The organism is Thalassotalea sp. PS06 (assembly GCF_007197775.1).
In the GTDB taxonomy this organism is placed as follows: domain Bacteria; phylum Pseudomonadota; class Gammaproteobacteria; order Enterobacterales; family Alteromonadaceae; genus Thalassotalea_A.
This window is the reverse complement of the sequence record NZ_CP041638.1, coordinates 1822790-1841918: the sequence shown is the minus strand read 5'-3', so window position 1 is coordinate 1841918 and position 19129 is coordinate 1822790. Positions and strand designations below refer to the sequence as shown.

Annotated in this window: 21 protein-coding genes; 5 read left to right on the top strand and 16 right to left on the bottom strand. The window is 42.6% G+C overall.

Annotated elements, in window-relative coordinates; all coding sequences use genetic code 11:
* Positions 1-25 precede the first annotated feature (25 nt).
* Both bioA and asnS read left to right on the top strand, forming a co-directional pair.
* The gene (gene bioA, locus FNC98_RS08150) at positions 26-1321 is read left to right on the top strand and encodes an adenosylmethionine--8-amino-7-oxononanoate transaminase (protein WP_143580767.1); all 1296 of its coding nucleotides are present in this window, start codon (positions 26-28) and stop codon (positions 1319-1321) included.
* A 237-nt stretch (positions 1322-1558) separates the two neighbouring features.
* Entirely contained in the window at positions 1559-2959 is a 1401-nt protein-coding gene (asnS, locus tag FNC98_RS08145; protein WP_143580766.1) for an asparagine--tRNA ligase, read from the top strand.
* Between the two features lie 71 nt (positions 2960-3030).
* Here asnS and FNC98_RS08140 read toward each other — a convergent pair whose 3' ends face one another.
* A complete protein-coding gene (locus tag FNC98_RS08140) occupies positions 3031-3582 on the bottom strand; it encodes an NAD(P)H nitroreductase (RefSeq protein WP_143580765.1) in 552 nt (183 codons plus the stop codon).
* A gap of 224 nt (positions 3583-3806) precedes the next feature.
* Here FNC98_RS08140 and FNC98_RS08135 point away from each other — a divergent pair, with 224 nt between their 5' ends.
* Positions 3807-4088 (top strand): hypothetical protein, encoded by a 282-nt coding sequence (locus tag FNC98_RS08135; RefSeq protein ID WP_143580764.1) that lies wholly within the window; start codon positions 3807-3809, stop codon positions 4086-4088.
* Positions 4089-4110: 22 nt separating this feature from the next.
* Here the strand turns inward: FNC98_RS08135 and FNC98_RS08130 are convergent, their stop codons facing one another.
* Positions 4111-4902, bottom strand: a complete 792-nt coding sequence (locus tag FNC98_RS08130; protein WP_143580763.1) for a PhzF family phenazine biosynthesis protein — start codon at positions 4900-4902, stop codon at positions 4111-4113.
* A 393-nt stretch (positions 4903-5295) separates the two neighbouring features.
* Positions 5296-5985 carry a DoxX family protein gene (locus FNC98_RS08125; protein ID WP_143580762.1) on the bottom strand — a complete coding sequence of 230 codons (690 nt, stop codon included), beginning with the start codon at positions 5983-5985 and terminating at the stop codon, positions 5296-5298.
* Between the two features lie 283 nt (positions 5986-6268).
* On the opposite strand from FNC98_RS08125, the gene sppA reads away from it, so the two are divergent.
* Both sppA and ansA read left to right on the top strand, forming a co-directional pair.
* Positions 6269-8137: a signal peptide peptidase SppA gene (gene sppA / locus FNC98_RS08120; RefSeq protein WP_143580761.1), complete on the top strand. Its 1869-nt coding sequence runs from the start codon at positions 6269-6271 to the stop codon at positions 8135-8137.
* Between the two features lie 59 nt (positions 8138-8196).
* The gene (ansA, locus tag FNC98_RS08115) at positions 8197-9207 is read left to right on the top strand and encodes an asparaginase (RefSeq protein ID WP_144035511.1); all 1011 of its coding nucleotides are present in this window, start codon (positions 8197-8199) and stop codon (positions 9205-9207) included.
* An 11-nt stretch (positions 9208-9218) separates the two neighbouring features.
* On the opposite strand, the gene FNC98_RS08110 is transcribed toward ansA, so the two are convergent.
* The 13 genes from FNC98_RS08110 to FNC98_RS08050 form a co-directional block, all read right to left on the bottom strand.
* The gene (locus FNC98_RS08110) at positions 9219-9875 is read right to left on the bottom strand and encodes a biosynthetic peptidoglycan transglycosylase (RefSeq protein WP_143580760.1); all 657 of its coding nucleotides are present in this window, start codon (positions 9873-9875) and stop codon (positions 9219-9221) included.
* 3 nt (positions 9876-9878) lie between these two features.
* Positions 9879-10325, bottom strand: a complete 447-nt coding sequence (locus FNC98_RS08105; protein WP_143580759.1) for a nuclear transport factor 2 family protein — start codon at positions 10323-10325, stop codon at positions 9879-9881.
* Positions 10322-11698 (bottom strand): amidohydrolase family protein, encoded by a 1377-nt coding sequence (locus FNC98_RS08100; protein WP_143580758.1) that lies wholly within the window; start codon positions 11696-11698, stop codon positions 10322-10324. Before FNC98_RS08100 ends, FNC98_RS08105 begins: the two co-directional genes overlap by 4 nt.
* Before the next feature lie 137 nt (positions 11699-11835).
* Entirely contained in the window at positions 11836-12312 is a 477-nt protein-coding gene (locus tag FNC98_RS08095; protein WP_143580757.1) for a DUF695 domain-containing protein, read from the bottom strand.
* A gap of 17 nt (positions 12313-12329) precedes the next feature.
* A complete protein-coding gene (locus FNC98_RS08090) occupies positions 12330-12665 on the bottom strand; it encodes a zinc ribbon domain-containing protein YjdM (RefSeq protein WP_143580756.1) in 336 nt (111 codons plus the stop codon).
* Positions 12666-12772: 107 nt separating this feature from the next.
* Positions 12773-12967, bottom strand: a complete 195-nt coding sequence (locus FNC98_RS08085; RefSeq protein ID WP_143580755.1) for a hypothetical protein — start codon at positions 12965-12967, stop codon at positions 12773-12775.
* A 26-nt stretch (positions 12968-12993) separates the two neighbouring features.
* The gene (locus FNC98_RS08080; protein ID WP_185968093.1) at positions 12994-13191 is read right to left on the bottom strand and encodes a hypothetical protein; all 198 of its coding nucleotides are present in this window, start codon (positions 13189-13191) and stop codon (positions 12994-12996) included.
* Positions 13192-13249: 58 nt separating this feature from the next.
* Positions 13250-13678, bottom strand: coding sequence for a hypothetical protein (locus FNC98_RS08075; RefSeq protein ID WP_143580753.1), 429 nt, complete (start codon positions 13676-13678; stop codon positions 13250-13252).
* Between the two features lie 127 nt (positions 13679-13805).
* Positions 13806-14885: a transporter gene (locus FNC98_RS08070; protein WP_221932932.1), complete on the bottom strand. Its 1080-nt coding sequence runs from the start codon at positions 14883-14885 to the stop codon at positions 13806-13808.
* A 38-nt stretch (positions 14886-14923) separates the two neighbouring features.
* A complete protein-coding gene (locus FNC98_RS08065) occupies positions 14924-15328 on the bottom strand; it encodes a DUF2946 family protein (protein WP_143580752.1) in 405 nt (134 codons plus the stop codon).
* Positions 15329-15504: 176 nt separating this feature from the next.
* Entirely contained in the window at positions 15505-16119 is a 615-nt protein-coding gene (locus FNC98_RS08060; RefSeq protein WP_143580751.1) for a hypothetical protein, read from the bottom strand.
* 424 nt (positions 16120-16543) lie between these two features.
* Positions 16544-18196: a WG repeat-containing protein gene (locus tag FNC98_RS08055; protein WP_143580750.1), complete on the bottom strand. Its 1653-nt coding sequence runs from the start codon at positions 18194-18196 to the stop codon at positions 16544-16546.
* Positions 18196-19095, bottom strand: a complete 900-nt coding sequence (locus FNC98_RS08050) for a hypothetical protein (RefSeq protein ID WP_143580749.1) — start codon at positions 19093-19095, stop codon at positions 18196-18198. Before FNC98_RS08050 ends, FNC98_RS08055 begins: the two co-directional genes overlap by 1 nt.
* Positions 19096-19129 lie beyond the last annotated feature (34 nt).

Below are 19129 nucleotides of genomic sequence, written 5' to 3'. Positions count from 1 at the left end.
ATCTGAAAATCCCATTGGTTTACGAATGATTAAAAAGCATACAGACGATATCCAGTTTGACCAGCAACATATTTGGCACCCGTACACGTCAATGACAACACCACTGCCTGCTTATAAAGTAGTAAAAGCCAAAGGTGTGCACATAGAGCTGGATTCTGGTGAGAAACTGGTCGATGGGATGGCGTCATGGTGGTCTGTCGTTCATGGTTACAACCACCCTGTAATCAATCAGGCTATGCATCAACAAATCGATGACTTTTCCCATGTCATGTTTGGCGGTCTTACCCATCAACCCGCCATCGATTTATGCCGACGATTAATAAAGATGACACCTGAAGGTCTGGATAAAGTATTCCTTGCCGATAGTGGCTCAGTGTCCGTAGAAGTCGCGATCAAAATGGCGATCCAGTACTGGCACAGCAAAAAACAACAGAAAAAGACACGATTGATGACAGTCCTCGGTGGCTATCACGGCGATACTTTCGCCGCTATGTCGGTATGTGACCCGGTTAATGGTATGCACCAATTATTCCAGGGGTTTATGGCTAATGGTGTGTTTGCACCAAGACCCGGTATCAATTTCGATGAAAGCTGGGATGACAGTGCAGTAACCGAGTTGCAGAACCTGTTTGCGGCCCATCATCAGGAACTTGCCGCGTTTATTATTGAACCGATTGTTCAGGGTGCCGGCGGTATGCGCTTTTATCACCCGGAATACTTAAAGCAGGTTCGGGAATTATGTGACCAATATAATGTGTTGCTAATTGCCGATGAAATAGCAACAGGTTTTGGCCGCACCGGTAAATTGTTTGCCTGCGAACACGCGAACATCAGTCCCGATATATTGTGTTTAGGCAAAGCTCTCACCGGGGGCTATTTAACCCTGGCAGCAACCTTGTGTACAACCGAAATTGCCGAAACCATCAGTAGCGGCGAAGCAGGTGTATTTATGCATGGCCCTACTTTTATGGGTAACCCATTAGCATGCAGTGCGGCCAATGCTTCTTTGGCGTTGCTTGAACAGAACCACTGGCAATCTCAAATTGAATCCATTGAAACATCGTTACAGGCTCTTGCGGATCTGCAGTCACACCCTCAAGTTGAGAATGTTCGGGTATTAGGCGGCATCGGCGTTGTTGAAACAGTACGACCGGTTAATACCGCGAAAATTCAGGCTCACTTTATTAAACATGGCGTGTGGATCAGACCATTCGGAAAACTGGTGTATGTTATGCCACCCTATGTCATCAGTAACGACGAATTACAAACACTCATCGAAGCCATCATCAATGTGATTCCTAATGAGGATATTTGGGGCTAGTGCGATTATTGTTGTTACTAAAACCAGTAATTATGAAAATTTGTTAACTTTTACCAAGATTTAGCAAAGTTTTACTTGTGTCTCGATTTCTCACAGGTAACATAGCCCATCCAAGGAATTATCAGCTACACCATAACGGTTGAGCGGGTCAAAACGTTCAATGTTTGAAAAATTCATTTTTTGACCCAATATGTCCTAAAGATAAAAACGTATTTTGTGTTAATTAAGAGGTTAATAATGTCAGTTCCTGCGATTACTGATGTACTAACGGGTAAACACCCAGTTGGTGAACCAATCACAGTTCAAGGTTGGATCAGAACTCGTCGAGATTCCAAAGCCGGTATCTCATTTCTCGCTATTCATGATGGATCTTGTTTCGATCCTATTCAGGCAGTTGTGCCTAATGACCTTGAAAATTACCAGAATGACGTTTTAAAGCTTACCACCGGTAGTTCCGTTAAAGTTACTGGTACCTTGGTAGAATCCCAGGGTAAAGGTCAGTCATTTGAAATTCAGGCTACCGCTGTTGAAGTATTAGGTCTTGTGGAAGATCCGGATACCTATCCAATGGCGGCAAAGCGTCACAGTATCGAATACTTGCGCGAGCAAGCTCACCTTCGTCCTCGTACCAATATTGGTGGCGCGGTAACTCGTGTACGTAACACCCTGGCTCAGGCCATCCATCGCTTTATGCATGAGAAAGGCTATTACTGGATCAGCACCCCGTTAATTACTGGTAGTGACTGTGAAGGTGCCGGTGAGATGTTCCGTGTAAGTACATTGGATTTGGAAAACTTACCACGTGATGACAAAGGTGCCATTGATTACAACCAGGATTTCTTCGGCAAAGAGACATTCCTAACGGTATCCGGTCAGCTAAACGTAGAAACCTATTGTTGTGCCCTTTCTAAGGTATACACCTTTGGTCCGACATTCCGCGCCGAAAATTCAAACACGTCTCGTCACTTGGCAGAGTTTTGGATGGTTGAGCCAGAAATCGCGTTTGCAGATTTAGGTGATGCGGCAACATTAGCCGAAGAGATGCTTCGTTATGTATTCAAAGCGGTTCTTGAAGAGCGGGCCGATGACATGGCGTTTTTCCAACAACGCGTTGATAAAACCGTTATTGAGCGTCTTGAATCTGTAGTTCACAGTGAATTCGTGCGCATGGATTACACTGACGCCATCGAGATCCTACAAAACTGTGGTAAGAAATTCGAAAACCCAGTTTCCTGGGGTGTTGATTTAAACTCTGAACATGAACGTTACCTTGCTGAAGAGCATGTTGGAGGCCCTGTTGTTCTGCAGAATTACCCGAAAGACATTAAGTCTTTCTATATGCGTCTAAACGACGACGGTAAAACTGTAGCGGCTATGGATATCCTGGCACCAGGTATCGGTGAAATAATCGGTGGTAGTCAACGTGAAGAACGACTAGACGTGCTTGATCAACGTCTGGAAGAGATGGGCTTAGAGAAAGAAGATTACAGCTGGTATCGTGATTTACGTCGCTACGGCACGGTTCCTCACTCTGGATTTGGTCTAGGTTTTGAACGTTTAGTTGCATACGCAACGGGTATCGCCAACGTTCGAGATGTAATCCCATTCCCAAGAACACCAAAGAGTGCGGCGTTTTAAGTTAAACACCGCAGGTTTGAAAAAGGCGCTTGAACAGCGCCTTTTTTGTATCTGATAATTTGCTAGTAACACTATTCCCAGTAAGTTACTTTGTGACTGTAATCTTTTCTGCGTTTTTCAGGAATTTCACGGGCACTGCTGCCTACATAAAGAAATCCAACGATTTCATCTTTGTCACTAACGCCTAAAATATCTTTAACAATCTTATTTGCACCGAGATCGCCGGTGCGCCACATTCCCTGATAACCTTGGGCAACGCAGGCCATTTGCATGGCTTGTACCGCGCAACCCGCAGTGATTAGCTGTTCGTGTTCAGGTACTTTAGGGTGATGTTGATAACAGGTCGATACCACAATTATCATCGGCGCGCGAAATGCCTTTTTCGCGGCTTTTTCGATTTTAAAGGTTTCATCAGTAACCGATTTGGTCGCTTCGACAAAAGCCTCAGTTAATTTTTGCAAACCATCGCCACGAATTACTTTAATCTCAAAAGGCTGTAATCCGCCGTGATCAGGCACTGACATGGCCGCACTGAGGATATTTTCAAGAACGAGTCCACTAGGTGCCGGTTCGGTAAGATTAGGATTTGAAAAACGTTTAAGTAGCAGTTCCAGTGCTGTCATTGTCGTTGATTTTGGTTATGAGTCATAGTTGCTAGCTAAGATAGCATAAATCCCATGTAGCGATAACCTGAAAATACAAGGTTAATTACTACAGCAGTCAAATTATTATCGTCTATGCTTATCCTATTGGTTAGATTTCGCATTGCAGTATCAGCGCCTCGCTTTTGCTTTTGGATGCCCGCCGTTAACCACAGGATTGTGAAACTTATTTGCAGGTATGAATTATGATGAGATCAATTTTCATCGGAGCCGCTCTGTTTGTTACCTATTGTTCAGTTGCTTTATCAGCCTCTGAGCATGATCTAAAGCCCTCTAAGTTAGTCATGTTACCTAATGGAGAAGTTAAAGCTTTAGTATCCGGGGATTTGGCGTCTTCAAAAAATGTAGAAAATAAACTTAAGCAACAAGATCAGGTTAAACCCAGTTTGTCCAAAAAAGAAATGGACGACATGATGGATAAACTTGAGAGCGACGTGATCTTATTACTCGAACAGTCAAAACTTTAAGGACAAATCCTGCAAATTTTTATCACAGCGTCAATGTGCCCTGCAAAAATGGCGCTGCGTGCCCTGCCACCTTAACTTTGTCATCAATCACGTTGCAATAAAGCAGACCTTCTCTGCCCGATACCTGTCTTGCGACTAACTGCTCTTTACCCAATCGTTTTGACCAGTATGGCGCCAATGCCGAATGAATCGACCCGGTTACCGGATCTTCGTCGCCCCCATTCGCAGGCCAAAAATATCGGGAAACAAAATCTACATGGTCACCGGGAGCAGTTACACAGACATCATAAGGTGCTAACCGTTTTAATGATTGGCAATCATAGGTTAATGTTCTGACCGTGGACTCTGAATCAAACACAGCGATATATGCCTGGCGATTACGATATACACGTTCAGGCTTTGCAGATAAACCGCATAACAAAGCCTGGGGAACATTCATGACTTCATTTGCTATTTGCTGCTCGAACGTCATCTCAATTAACCCATTGTCTTTTTGGGCGACAATGAATTTTCCTACCGCATCAGCGTAAAAACTAACATCCTGGTTTACGCCGAGGTAGTTAAACAACATAAACGCTGATGCAAGGCTTGCATGGCCGCAAAAATCGATTTCTGTTAAAGGAGAAAACCAACGAATGTGATAATCCTGAGGGCCTGTTTGTTTGACGAACGCAGTTTCCGATAAATTGTTCTGGCTGGCTATCTGTTGCATTTGCGTCTCTTCGAGCCACTCATCAAGTGGAACCACGGCGGCAGGGTTACCGGAAAACGGCTTGTCGGTAAAAGCATTAATAATATAAATAGGCAATTGCATCGTCGTTACTTGGTCCAGTCGGAATTGCAACTTAGGTTATCTCGATATCGGCGAGCGTGCCAGATAAATTGATAGCTTGATCGTTGGTATCTTCTCTGTAGAGTCGATATGCGCTTTTACATGTGCAAACCCTCTCTTGCTACCATCCATGTGCAAACCCTCCCTTGCTACCATCCCTGGTACGAGAGGAAAGATACATGGACGTATTGAATGTCGAGATATCATGGATGACAATATCTCGACTAAGCACGTCCCTGTGCAAACCCTCTCTTGCTACCATCCATGGTACGAGAGGATAAGCACGTCCCTGTGCAAAAAAAATCCCGGCAGAGCCGGGATTGGAAAGTGCCTCAAAGAGGCTGGAGTTACTACATACTTTACGAGCTAATTTTGTTACCTGTTCTGAGGTTCGGCTGCGGGTTTAGGATCGTATATCCAGTAATCCAGACTAAACCACCTGCCCGGTCCAATAAAAAATAGTGCCAGTAACATCAGAAAGTACGTAGCCGCAAATTCAATACCATTATTCAGTATGGCGATATTGCCCTTGCCATATAACCATTGAGTATTTCCATTCTCTTCTAAAATAGATTTCATTCTCTCTAGCCGCACAGCGGCTTCTTTACTGTTTTCCAGACTTTCCTCGGCGTCATCAAAACCAAACCAATCTAAAACTTTCGCGGCACTGGTGTCCGGATTGGTTGGTGTTATCGCAAACCAACCATTTTCAACATGCACCGCAGTTGCAGCAACAAACATAGTGACCATCAAAGGTATTGATATCAGCCTTACGGCAAGGCCTACAATCAGTAACCAGCCTCCAAAAAATTCGGTCCAGGCTGCAAGGTTTGCCAGAAGTTCAGGAAAAGGCAATCCCAGTCCCCATTCGGAATTTCCAAACCAGGCCACCACGTTTGGATCTGCCATAAACTGTTCACCGATAGATAGTTCACTATTACTCAGTTGTAACTTGTTATAACCAGCCATAATGAAGACTGGCGCAAGAAACAAACGAATCAAAACCGATGGAATAAAATCGAGTTTAAGGACAAAGTTGACCAAGGTTTCGTATAATTTAACCATGCTGCTATCCCTACTCTCCGTTAATCATTGAGTTATAAGAACATTTTAGTTCATAAAACCTTTCACAAGTGGTTTAATTAGATAAAATCAAGTGATTATTTACGTTCGGTTAGCCATTGGCGACGATTGGTATTTCCTGCCTTGGCGTCGATTTCGCATTTAAATAAAAAAATTGTAAATTATTTCAATTGTAACCAATCATAAATAGGCTGAGTTGGGTGCAGAATTTTAATTTAAGCCGTTGTATTATTAACTTTGAGTAAACTACAAGACGTGAGGATATATGTCTGACAAACCTGGCATTTTAAAAAGGATATTTTCCAGCCTTTGGAAAATAATAAACACTTCCCGGATTATATTTCTGAATCTGGTATTTTTTATTTTCGTGATCATCTTCTTCTCAGCTGTATTTGATGACTCCGATAAAGTATCAGTTCCAGAAACTGCAGCGCTGGTGCTAAACCTTAAGGGTGATATTGTTGAACAAAAACGCTATGTCGACCCAATGGACAAGTTACTTGCTGAATCTATGGGGCAGGAAGAAGATCGTCCTGAGATTCTGATCACCGATATTATCAACGTAATCGAAACCGCTAAAACGGATGATCGTATCCAGACTTTGGTTATCTATCCGCAAAATCTGATGCGTGCGGGTCTGCATCACCTGCAAATGATTGGCGCTGCGATCACAGACTTTAAAGAGTCAGGAAAAGAAGTTGTTGCTTTTGGTGACTACTATAGCCAGAACCAATACTACCTTGCCGCCAGTGCTGACAAAGTATGGATGAACCCTCAGGGTATGATGGTACTGGAAGGCTTTGGGCGCTATCGTGTCTACTTCAAAGAAGCATTAGATAAACTCAAAATTACCCAACACGTTTTTAAAGTCGGAACCTATAAATCTGCGGTGGAGCCGTACATCCGTGATGATATGTCCGATGAAGCGAAAGAAGCAAACAAAGCATGGTTAGATCAACTTTGGGCTAATTATAAAAGAGACATCGCACAATTTCGTGGATTGAATCCAACGGACTTTGATGAAAAAGCGGAACAGCTACTTGCCAAGCTTCAACAGGCTGATGGCAGCTTCGCTGAATACGCGCTGCGCGCCGGTTTAGTGGATGAATTGCGAACCCGAGAAGAAATTCGTAAAGATATGATTGAAAAAGTAGGCAAGAGTGACGCCCACGCTTCGTTTAGCCAGATCAGCTTTAAAGATTACCTAATCGCTACTAAGAACCCTTTCCCAGTGGAAAATCCGACTTCCGATAAAGTCGCCATTGTTGTCGCTAAAGGCACGATTTTAAACGGCAATCAAAAGCCTGGAAACATTGGTGGAGACAGCACCGCTAAACTGCTTCGTAAAGCCCGTTTGGATAAACAGGTTAAAGCGGTTGTTTTACGTGTCGACAGCCCGGGCGGAAGTGCTTTTGCTTCCGAACTGATTCGTCAGGAAGTTGAACTTCTTAAAGCCGCAGGCAAGCCAGTAGTGGCATCAATGGCAAACTATGCCGCATCAGGTGGTTATTGGATTTCTGCGTCTGCCAATGAAATCTGGGCATCAGAAAACACCATTACCGGCTCTATTGGTATCTTCGGTATGTTCATGACGTTTGAGAAATCCATGGATGAATTGGGGCTAAATACCGATGGTATCGGCACCACAGATTTTGCTGGAATGGGACCTACTCAGGAACTGAACCCGCAAATCGGCGCTATTATTCAAACCAGTATTGAACGTGGATATAAAGACTTCCTGACCCTGGTCGCTGAAAATCGTGATATGACCACGGACGAAGTCGATGCGATAGCTCAGGGCCGTGTATGGACCGGCGCAAAAGCACAAGAGCTTGGTTTGGTTGATAAGTTAGGTGACCTTGATGATGCCGTTGATGCCGCTGCAAAACTTGCCAGCTTAAAGCAGTATGATACTAAGTTAATTGAGCGCGAGTTATCTCCTAAAGATTTATTCTTACAGAATCTGTTGGATAATGCCCAGACGTTCTTACCCGAGGCATCTGAAGATAGCTTTGAAGGCAATAAAACTCTGCAGGATATGATTAGTCAGCTGATGATGGAATTTGAACGGGTCAACCAATTAAATGATCCAAAAGGAATTTACTCATTTTGTTTGACTTGCGAAATTAATTAATTATCTTATGCCCCGGTTATCCGGGGCTTTTTTTTATGATGCAAACAAAACAACAACCTATGAATCGAAAACGCATTTATATCGCATATACTGGCGGTACCATTGGTATGAAGGCCAGTGACAGTGGATATATTCCAGTAAAGAAACATTTGACGGAATCTATCGCTAAAATGCCGGAGTTTTACCGTGATGAGATGCCTTTGTTTACTATCAACGAATATGACCCCTTGATTGACTCTTCCGACATGACCCCAGGGGATTGGCAACGAATTGCCGATGATATACAACGCAATTATGCCGACTATGATGGTTTTGTGGTTTTGCATGGTACCGACACCATGGCCTACACCAGCTCTGCTCTGTCATTTATGTTTGAAGATCTGAGCAAACCTGTCATCGTCACCGGCTCACAAATACCATTAACGGAATTGCGCTCTGATGGTCAGGAAAACCTGTTAAACGCTTTATACATTGCTGCAAATTACCCAATTAATGAAGTAGGTCTGTTCTTTTCAAATCGCCTTTATCGCGGTAATCGCAGCTTTAAAGCATATGCCGACGGTTTCGATGCATTCGATTCTCCCAATATGCCGCCACTGTTAGAGGCTGGTATCAACATCAACGTTATCGCCGGCAAAGTCAGTGACAGCGGGGAAACATCGCTAACGGTTAGTAAAATAACCGAACAGCCAGTAGGTGTCGTCCATCTATATCCAGGGATCTCCGCAAAACTGGTTGAAAATGTGTTGCAGCAACCGGTTAAAGCGTTAATTTTGCTTAGCTATGGTGTTGGCAACGCCCCTCAGGATCCCGACCTGTTGAAACAATTTTCTCAGGCTAAAGAAAAAGGCATTGTGATAGTAAATTGCAGTCAGTGTATTAAAGGCAAGGTTAATATGGGCGGCTATGCAACGGGTAACGCATTAAATCAATGTGGGGTAATTAGTGGTGCTGATATGACCTTGGAAGCGGCACTTACCAAATTGCATTACTTGTTAAGTAAAAATTTACCGGTAGAAGAATTACGCCTGAAAATTACCGAAAACTTACGGGGCGAGTTAACGTCCTGAAAATCAGCAGGTTAAGTCTCCTGTTGATAATAGATGTCCGTTAGACTCTGGGGAACATACTCCCCGGATAATAACCTTTCAATGCGTTTGACTCGTTGTTCATTTTGTTCTGGGTTGGTTTTAATGTTAAAACCATTAGGAGCTACGAGCATAGCAACGAGCGACAGGTACTGCTGTTCTGATAGCTCCGCGAAAGAGCTATCAAAGTAGGCATTTGCAGCATGTTCGAAACCATAAACCGGTTTACCATTAACATGTCCAAGATATGCGGTATTCAGAAATATATTTAACTGCTCTTCCTTAGAAAAGTTCTTATCAAGCACGAAGTACGTAATTAATGACTGCTCAATCTTGGCAAAACCGGGTTCAAAGTTATCAAAATACATGGATTTACAAATGGCTTGACTGATCGTCGTGTAACCCTGCCCGGGTGTTTCTAAGTCTACGCCCTGATGTTCAAAGAACCCAGGATCTTCAACGATTAGCAGCATATTAATCCATTCAGCCGGAAGATCCTGAAATTTTAGGGTAATGAGTGTGCTGTTTAAGTAATGCCGCTTAATATCCTTTGTCTTTTGCACCGCTTTAAAAACCATCGCACCTTCGTAAGCTACGAATAAGACGATAGATAAGGTTAATGTAATAAAAAGATATTTGATCAATTGCATATATTAACGTTTCACTGGTGGTTTACGAACCGGCGTTATTGACCGGGCCTGCAGCTTCCAGCTTCCCTGTTCCCTGATAAAAACACTTAGATACCGAAATGATTTAGGTAAAGGATGGCCCATAATGGTGCCCGTTGGGCTGATAGTGCCGGTTAATATCGCTGTTTCGCCTTTGATTATTACGTTGTCATTATGAAACACGACATCCGTTACATTCAGGTTATTTACGGTTTGTAGGACTTGTTGTTTACTTTCCAACAATCCGATTCCAGCAATTAGAAAATAATCATCCTCGGTACTTTGGTTTAAAGGTTCGACATCGCCTTCAACCATATACGCACGGGTAATATCATCGTGCAGTTTTACCAAACTTAATTCTTCACTATTTGTATCCGCTTGTGTGAATGCCGAATACGACATTAATAAAATATAAGTTAGTAGCTGTTTCATTGGTTTGCCTTATTTTTATTGTTAATTTCCTGTAGCCGGCCATCAATTACGCTTCTCTCTAGCCATTGGCCTCTTGTCATCACGCCGGCAATGGCGCGAGTGTTACCAATATCGGCTAAAGGATCTTTCTCTAATAATACGAAATCAGCACTAAAGCCTTTGCTAATCTGACCAAATTCATTGTCTTTGCCAAAGTATTTTGCCGGGCCTAAACTTGCCGAGTACAAAACCTGCAACGGGGTTAAACCCACTTGTTTCATCAGTTGCATTTCTTCATGCAAAGAATCCCCTGGAACATTGAATACCTGAGGAGCATCAGAGCCAAGCAACATAACGCCATTGTTATTTATGAATTCATTGAGAAACTTGCGCCTGATCATTAGCAGTTTCTGTACGTTTTCAGGCGAGTACCAATCTGCGTTCTGCATTGCTTGACGGCTTCTTTTCCAACCGTCAACAATATCCTGAGGCATTAGCTGAGCGACATTTTTTTGTGCTGAAGCATCGGCGCTTTGCCAGGACAAAAAGCCATACATCAATGTTTCCGTCGGGACAATTGCAACGCCAGAGGCCGCAATTTGCTGCGCTAATGGTGCAATTTGTTTTTCATCGATAGCATTTACCAGAGCCGAACCAAAAAAACCGGTATCTGTTTGAGGTTGTGCCCCCGATCGTTTGGCAAGCTCTTCCAACACACCATCGATATGGTCAATGCTCGCCTGTCCCGCCTCTATCGACTTTATTACTCCCACGCTTGCGGTAACATGACCTGCAAAAGGCAACCTATAGCCATTTGCCTGTGTCGCCATCGCATTGAATGCTTCTGCGCTTAATCCTGGATGAATTTTGATAAAGTCGTAGCCCATTTCAAACTGTTGCTTTACGACCTCTTTAGCCTGCTCTGCTGAAGTAATACTATTGCCGTGAAATGATGGGCCTGAGGTAATTAACCTTGGTCCTTTTGCCTGGTTGGACTGCAATTGTTTGCGCAATATCAGATGAGACGGGTGTCCCAACATTCCCCGTACCGTAGTGATCCCGTAGGCACTGTAAAGAAACAGTAGATCTTCTACATCCGCTGCCTTCACGTTTTGGGGAGGAATATGGGCATGCATCTCGGTAAAACCGGGGACGAGGTATTTGTGGCTGCCATCGATTACCAAAGCAGTTTTGGATTCAATCGTATCCTCTATGGCAACAATTTTACCGTTTGCTACGGCTACATCCATGGGTGGCAGGAATTTTTGTTGGGTAAACGACAGGACCTGAACATTTTTGATAATGTACTCATCGTTTGCCAACACCCCCGGACTAATCACAAATACGATTAAGGTACTTAGTGTGATGACGATGCGGTTAAAGGTAATGGCCATAACATATCATTTTGTGTATTCAGAATTATTACAGAATACGCTAAGTGACGATATTTCGCACAGATTAATCACCAAAACCAATGCCTTACCTGTAATTTTCGACGCTTTTGGTTGAATAATTAGCGGGCTACTTAGTGCTAAAGACCGCTCACACCGGTAATAAAATCATGGTACGTAGACCATTGAGGATCTTTTTGGATCTCAATTTCAATCGGGTAAATCTGGTGTGAGGATAACAGCTGGTTGAATTTCGACATCCATATTGCAGGGTCTTTGACATACCAAACCCATTCTTTCCGGCCATTACCTGTTATCACTAGCATAAGGTGAGAAATGCCCGTGCTATCTAACGATGAGATAGCATCTTCAAAAGCGATTTGCTTATCGTTAGTCTCGCTATCGGGCATACCATTATTTTCGCTATTATCGTATCCCCAATATATGTTGACCAATGTTGGATAATCGGATTCCCGTGCACCCTCGGGTACATCTTGCATGCTGCGATAAATCACCGGCTGACCACCCTGCTCTCCCTGAGCGGTAAAATACAGGTTTTCTGCCAGTGCATTGGACTGTATCGCTATTAAGATAAGGATTATCCTGAACAGGAACATGGTATTATTCGTTGTCCCTAGGCTTTCTTCACAAACTTAGCGGTAACCATCATTTCACCAACGCCATCTACCTTGCAGTCCAGCTCATGATCCTTTTTATCCAAAACCCGTCTGACTAGCGCCTTAGTGCCAATCTTAATCACTTGCGAACTTCCTTTTATTTTCAGATCTTTGACAACCGTAACTTTATCACCATCAGATAATAAGCTGCCATTCGCGTCTTTAACCTTGATGGTTTCTTCTTCAGCTAACTCTTTTGGATTCCATTCATGGCCGCATTCAGGACAAACAAGTTGGTCTTGATCAGGATAAACGAATTCTGATTGACATCGTGGACAGGGAGGAAAGGACATAATTAACTTCTTGCTAACGTTAAATGCCTTATATGTTAATGGCTTTCCCCGCTCTATGCGAGAATAAATACTTAAATGACGGGTTTGTTGTGAATAAATTAATCAGATCACACCTGTTGCAGGTAATTGCGGACACCTTCAATAATGCCGACAATCAACATAATAATGCCAATTACCAGCACCGCAGTATTGGTGTCTTTGCCTTCGGTGCCTTTATTAAAAAGTTTCCCCGATGCGTACAAGAGGATAAGTACCGCACAAATAATTAGGGTGATGCTATCGGTAAAATCACTTAGGTTCATATTCTTCCTCTACACCTCATTCAGAATTACTTTTTATTTTCTTCCAACACTTCTTCACGACGACGCTCGTATTCATCATAAGGCATATTTACATCCTCAAGACATTCTTGAGCTTGTTCATAAGGATACAAATAACAATGATTAACATGGCTTGCCTGTACACCTTTGTAAACTTGTTGAGCACTGCAGCTACTCAGAGTAATGATAAACAAAGTCAGAATCACAATGCATTGAACATCTCTTACATGCAAATTAGTCATAATAGAACACGCTATTTTTGGATTAGTTAACAGCTTTGTCGGCTTTTTGAAGTAACGCAATATATGCTGCTGGCCAAATTAATATCAGTAACATATACACTAATGTACTCCAATTTACAGAATTTGCCGCAAGTGGTTCGAAGAACGTGAATAGGCCATTCAGATCCCAGAGATCGGAACGACGATTTCCTACAAAGTGGATGGCGAATAATATGCTCAGGCCACTAACCAACCATTTTTGTGATCGAGCATATAAAAATGCGCAACTAAACGGGATCAATGCTGCGACAATCACACCAAAAAACAAGTTCCAGGGAATTTCCTGTTGATTCATTTGACCTGCGAACCAATGTTCAACCTGCTTAACTACCGGTAATTCAAAGGCCATAACCAAATTGGCGTAACAATAACCAATACACAAACTCAAGAGCAATATACGAACAATTTTCATTTTATTTTTCTAGATAAATTCAATATTAAAAAGTTTTTAACATAAAAAACCGGGTTACCCAATATTTTATGAATAAGCCGGCAAAATAAATGTCCATTGTTAACGTCACGAACGGATCTTAAGAAGACTAAAACATATGTTGGTAGCCAAGAGTAACCATGTAATCCATCTCCATTTGCACACCATTAACGTCGGTATCTAATGGGATCTCCCATTCCAATGCGAACCTATGGCCGTGCCCAAGCACAGTATTAGCGCCCAGGCCGATATCAATACGTTCAAAGCCATAATTGTTTGGATTTGCCGTGGTAACAGGCGCCATAATCATTGTATCCATACCGTCGATATTTTCCTGGTGGTGGTAAGAAACTCTGATAGACGTGCTTACTTTATCTAAAACACGATAAGCGTACCAGGCTGTCACCCTAAACATGTCGCCATTGCGATAACCTTCATCGTTATCGTCTAATACGCTGTTATAAAGCCCCTGTGCTCCCCAACTCATCCGAGGCGCTTTACCGTTGTACGTCAATCCATATTGCAGTTGATTACTGCCCGTGCCTATTTGCATGCCATAGGGTAATCTCATTGTCATGCGCATGTTCATCGGTGTAAGCACATCATCTTCTTCATCAATGCTACCTATGGGTATGAGCCAGTTTAAATTGGCATGAAGTTTATGGTTGTCGCTGTCATACAGACGGTACATGCCGCCAACGCTACTGTCTGTCAGGCCGCTACTTGCCGTTGAAAATTCACCGAGGCGAGTGTCCCCCATACCTGCAGCAAAGGTTATTAAATCCATCGACTTATCCAGATAGTTCAGCATTGCCATCAAGGTAAGGTTATTGGTTGGTGCGTACATTAACCCGACCATATGCATTTGCGTGGTCATCTCATCAGGAACTACACGTACAGTAGGTGGAGACATTGGTGGATTGGCAAAGGGATTGGCAAAGGGATTGGCAACCTGGGTTGCGATTTCTTCCGGGCTGATACTATCACTACCCTGTAACATGCCAGACATTTCCTTATGCATGAATCGATAGGAAACCATCCACTTCCCCTTTTTATGCATATGCGCCCCCATCACCGCGATTGGCGCTTTACTCTGGGGAGCCATCATTTCTGCCATATTCGCGTGCGCACTGCCATTGGCGAAAAGAGACACAACACAAACCGCCAGTGCGTTATTGTTAATTTTCATCTTACTTCCTTAATAAAACTTAAAAATTTGGTCTGAATTTAAGTGAAGGAAGGTGGCGCCCGACTAAAATATGAGGGAAATTTATTTATTCGACGATGTGCGTCGAGTAACGTTAAAACCGCTGTGTTCGATTCAACAGCTGGTAAAAACAAAGATTGGAGAGCGTCAGTGTCGTCATCAACATTCGAATACGATAGACAGACCGGACAGTGATATTGCTCAGTTTGTTGTTCAGTATCTGCATCAACAAACTCAAGTTCGCCGGTAAGATAGTAGTGTTCCAGATCAATGTAAGTTACGCCTTGCCCCGTACAGATGATCATAACCGCATTACCATCTGCGGTTAATAACAGGTTCTGATTACCGCTAAATGCACTACTCACTCCACTGAGCAAGTGAATGATTAGCAGTAAGATGGACAATGGATAACGTAATTGCTTCATCAAAGGTTTATTGTTGTTATTGATAACATGACACAAGGCACACCGAGCAGTTGTTCAGACAATTTAAACTACTTAGCTGCCACGTAACTAACTGTTCTTCATCATGTTTAAATAATGAATTTCTACCTTAAATCAATATCTGACAAAAATCATCCGTTAATTTTCTTAACAACACTTTATTGATATTGTGGCAGTTGGCAATTGTTGGGAAGCACCCGACTTAACTGGGTTAACTGAAATTGAATCGGATCCACCTGGACAAGTTGCCCTGTGACTTCAACATCCGGTAGCTGAATCGTAAACTGATCTGCGTTTTGGTCAAACTGATGCTTTATATCGACTCGGTAACCAACATCAACGTCACGTATTTCTTGGAAGACCTTTATTGGAATGGTTCGTCCCGGAAGAAGCCCGTCGGCAGTCTGTCGTTCTACATGCTGCGTTCCCATAAACCGAAAAACCTGATCGAATGGGAAGCTTTGAGTCTGGCCGTCCTCTGAAGAATATCTAACCACCTTGTTAGCAAATTTAAGGGTGCTTTCCTGGGGTACATAATATGCGATTTGAACGGTGAAATTGCCCTGTTCGCTTAAGGTATAAAACGCAGTGACTTCTACATAAACCTTATCATCCAGCTTTATTCGGATATGATCCTCGGGCCCTTTACCGCTGCAACTATTAGTAAACGTCTGAGACGCACCATAAGCTGGCTGGTAATAATCTATTTGGCTTTTGCTACACCCACCTAATACGAGTAGCGCCAGAGACGAAAGAATTGCAGATACACGCACATTATCACCTTTTTAATTAATACCAATCACATTAAATTATTGCTCACTCAGTGAGAATTTAAAGGCTTTTAGACAAGGCTTTGATTGCAGAGAATGGTTATTCCGCTCTTAAAATGAGCCAAAATCAGTAACGTAGTCCAAACGCCTTTAAAACTCACCCGTAGGGAGTTAGTGAGAGGCCCATTTACTGCCCTATATTTCATTAATATAGAATGACTATATCAATAAAATCTATGTTGCAACTGAACCTCGGCCCTAACTCTGAGTTGTGCACAAACTTAGTGTGATTGGTATAGCCCATTGATAGTTTTGTACTTTAACGTACAACAACACACAGCTATCTCTCCATTAGGTTAAGTCTAGGCAAAACAACATAAATGTCATCATTGACGAAGGGAAAACGATATTTACTACCTGGAGGGTATTATTTGAGTAAGGCCTGCATTGATGGTGGGGTCTGGCCGGCATCATCGGTTTGCTTGATTAAAATTCCCTGGCTGTTGATTAGCAGCCACGGAGATTGTAATTGCTTGTCCTCGCGAACCAGAATATGACCGTTTTCTACAAAACCGGCCTGATTAAACTTAGCCGGGACAACCCATTCACCAGAGCGGTCGATAACACCATAACGATCGCGCATTTTCACACGGGTAATTTTCGAAGAAAAGCTTTGAATCTCCTCAAATTTTGGAGGTATTACGATGTTAAAACTGGTATCCATGGCCCCATACAAACCATTGCTACTGCGGAATATAATCCGTTCGTTATGGAAACCACCTTTAAAGCCAGTGATGTCTGGCAATGTCTTAACGGTATTAAATCCATTGGTAATCACCTGCCATTCATTATCAGCACCTTGTACCGCAGCTAATCCTATATTAGAAAATCCTGATGTATCTAGGTAACTTGCCTGACTGACCGCCGAACCATCTTTTAAAGAAACGAACTGCATCAGTGGGTTCTTACAATAAGCTGATTCAGATATATCATCAAAAGCTAAAACGTCAGTGTTTTGAACAGCGCAATGTTCGGTTCTTACAAACCCATAATCAGGTACTTTGTTATGGCATTTTTCGACCAGCTTGAACATCGACGTACCGCTGAACCAACTACCAACTACCTGCTGCAAACTTGCTGAACTGGCACAGGTTCGGTTTAGATAACCTTGCCTGTTCTCAAGCTTACTTTCCAGAGGCCCGACAGTGAATTGTTGTTCAATTTTTTCGGTACCTTCATTTACTCGCTTTTGCTCATATAAACTGCGAATAAACAGATCAAACTGGATATCATCAAATCCCGTTTCTTTATCATAAGCAAGGTTCGCGTCACTAGCGTTAAGCAGTTCATAGGAGCCAGATTGCAGTAACTTGTGTTGCGCCTGTTCCGCGAGCCAGATTTTCAGAGCAGACAAATCGAGATCTAAATCAATAATTTGTGGTTTATACTGGGCAATTTTAGCCGTAGTATCTTTGCGTAAAGTACCGACAAAACCATAGACGACGTCTTTCGCTAACGTAGCATTAACGTACTGCTCATCAACACCATTAATGACAAATTTTTCCCAGTCGGCAATAACCGGCATATTGTTGCTTACCGAAGAATTGTTTGACGGTGAAAACTTCCCTAACAGGCAATCCAGGCGATAGTTGTTCTGCTTATCAAGGGCCAATAGAACTTCGGCTTGTTGCAAAGCAAGCTTATCCACCACTTGTGCTGGTAGTTCACTGATTTTTAGCTCTGTTGGTACGCCAGCCAGGCTGGCATCAATTTCGGGAATAGAGACCGTTTGCAGGCGCCAGGTTCCGGAGCAAAGATAAAATGGATCGTTTTTGATAATACCAAGGCTTAGGTTACTACTGATTTCTAAACCCACTTCAAAGCCTGATTCTTCATCTTTGCCTTGCCAGAACGCCTCATCGTAACGAAGTTCTTTTGGCGCTAGGGTTTTCTTCACAAAGGCTAATGCTGGGTTTGCCATAGCAATCATCAGCATGGCGATCAGAGTCAGGAATAGAGTCGTTGAACCACTATACAAATACAAAGCAAGACGATTAATTAAAGTACCAGGGAATTGCATTACAACATCGCCCTCGCCTGATGTTTATACTGTAATACATCGTCCGATAACAGATACTTTTTGGCGTAACTTCGGGCGCTAACCTGATCGCCAGTCATTAAATACATTGATGCTATATGGTAATAAAATGTAGCGGGGAGTCGCATACCACTCTCTTCTATTATTTTCATCTGCGCAATCGCACAATCAATGTCACCGTTTGGCAGGCATTGCTTGAGTTGCAACAGATTTTTTTCGATATCAACTGTAGGTTTAGACCAGATATCGAAAGAGAGTTCCATTAACTTAAACATATAATCATCAAAAACCACTTTATGGCTGTAATTTTGATGTTCATTGGCAAAGTCAATCTTGAGAATCGCCTTTTGAGGAGCAACAGGCGATTGTTCTAGAGCAGTTTTTAGATCGACAAAAATTTTCTCATTGCGAATATCCCAGTTTACAGGGATCGATAAGACCGTTTGTCCTTGTTTGACCTGCAATTTCGCGCTTAGCTGCCCCATTTCACTGTGATAAGGAATAGCGACTTGTTTTATTTTATCGCTATATCCGATGAATTTTTTATTACCAGGCTTTTCCTTCCAGGACACAGTGTCAGCAGAGCATTCGGTATTGCCAAGGGTGCACTGGGTTTTATTAATCAGGGTATTGAGCGTTACAGGCTTGTCAGTACCAAAATATTCAATCTGCTGTTGATAACGCTTTTGCTTAAGTTCTATTACTTGAAACAGGTCTATTACCCAGCGATTTTCAACCAATCGACCATCACGAAAATCAATACCGGATACAGAAGTAGGAGATGTTTCCGACACATCCTGCCAGCTAACGCTTTCTTTTAGCTCAGTTTTGTAATGATCAGGTGCTTCTGTGGATGCACAAGCCCACAAAAGTTGAGACATTATAAAAATGGTAAGTAATTGAAATGGTTTAACC

What these genes read in the sequence shown, in the direction of transcription:
- FNC98_RS08130 (WP_143580763.1), bottom strand. Translation starts at nt 4,902, where the DNA reads ATGCAATTGCCTATTTATATTATTAATGCTTTTACCGACAAGCCGTTT.
- FNC98_RS08085 (WP_143580755.1), bottom strand. Translation starts at nt 12,967, where the DNA reads ATGAACCTAAGTGATTTTACCGATAGCATCACCCTAATTATTTGTGCG.
- FNC98_RS08075 (WP_143580753.1), bottom strand. Translation starts at nt 13,678, where the DNA reads ATGAAAATTGTTCGTATATTGCTCTTGAGTTTGTGTATTGGTTATTGT.
- FNC98_RS08135 (WP_143580764.1), top strand. Translation starts at nt 3,807, where the DNA reads ATGATGAGATCAATTTTCATCGGAGCCGCTCTGTTTGTTACCTATTGT.
- FNC98_RS08110 (WP_143580760.1), bottom strand. Translation starts at nt 9,875, where the DNA reads ATGCAATTGATCAAATATCTTTTTATTACATTAACCTTATCTATCGTC.
- bioA (WP_143580767.1), top strand. Translation starts at nt 26, where the DNA reads ATGATTAAAAAGCATACAGACGATATCCAGTTTGACCAGCAACATATT.
- ansA (WP_144035511.1), top strand. Translation starts at nt 8,197, where the DNA reads ATGAATCGAAAACGCATTTATATCGCATATACTGGCGGTACCATTGGT.
- FNC98_RS08105 (WP_143580759.1), bottom strand. Translation starts at nt 10,325, where the DNA reads ATGAAACAGCTACTAACTTATATTTTATTAATGTCGTATTCGGCATTC.
- FNC98_RS08100 (WP_143580758.1), bottom strand. Translation starts at nt 11,698, where the DNA reads ATGGCCATTACCTTTAACCGCATCGTCATCACACTAAGTACCTTAATC.
- FNC98_RS08070 (WP_221932932.1), bottom strand. Translation starts at nt 14,885, where the DNA reads ATGAAAATTAACAATAACGCACTGGCGGTTTGTGTTGTGTCTCTTTTC.
- FNC98_RS08090 (WP_143580756.1), bottom strand. Translation starts at nt 12,665, where the DNA reads ATGTCCTTTCCTCCCTGTCCACGATGTCAATCAGAATTCGTTTATCCT.
- sppA (WP_143580761.1), top strand. Translation starts at nt 6,269, where the DNA reads ATGTCTGACAAACCTGGCATTTTAAAAAGGATATTTTCCAGCCTTTGG.
- asnS (WP_143580766.1), top strand. Translation starts at nt 1,559, where the DNA reads ATGTCAGTTCCTGCGATTACTGATGTACTAACGGGTAAACACCCAGTT.
- FNC98_RS08095 (WP_143580757.1), bottom strand. Translation starts at nt 12,312, where the DNA reads ATGTTCCTGTTCAGGATAATCCTTATCTTAATAGCGATACAGTCCAAT.
- FNC98_RS08125 (WP_143580762.1), bottom strand. Translation starts at nt 5,985, where the DNA reads ATGGTTAAATTATACGAAACCTTGGTCAACTTTGTCCTTAAACTCGAT.
- FNC98_RS08140 (WP_143580765.1), bottom strand. Translation starts at nt 3,582, where the DNA reads ATGACAGCACTGGAACTGCTACTTAAACGTTTTTCAAATCCTAATCTT.
- FNC98_RS08050 (WP_143580749.1), bottom strand. Translation starts at nt 19,095, where the DNA reads ATGTCTCAACTTTTGTGGGCTTGTGCATCCACAGAAGCACCTGATCAT.
- FNC98_RS08055 (WP_143580750.1), bottom strand. Translation starts at nt 18,196, where the DNA reads ATGCAATTCCCTGGTACTTTAATTAATCGTCTTGCTTTGTATTTGTAT.
- FNC98_RS08065 (WP_143580752.1), bottom strand. Translation starts at nt 15,328, where the DNA reads ATGAAGCAATTACGTTATCCATTGTCCATCTTACTGCTAATCATTCAC.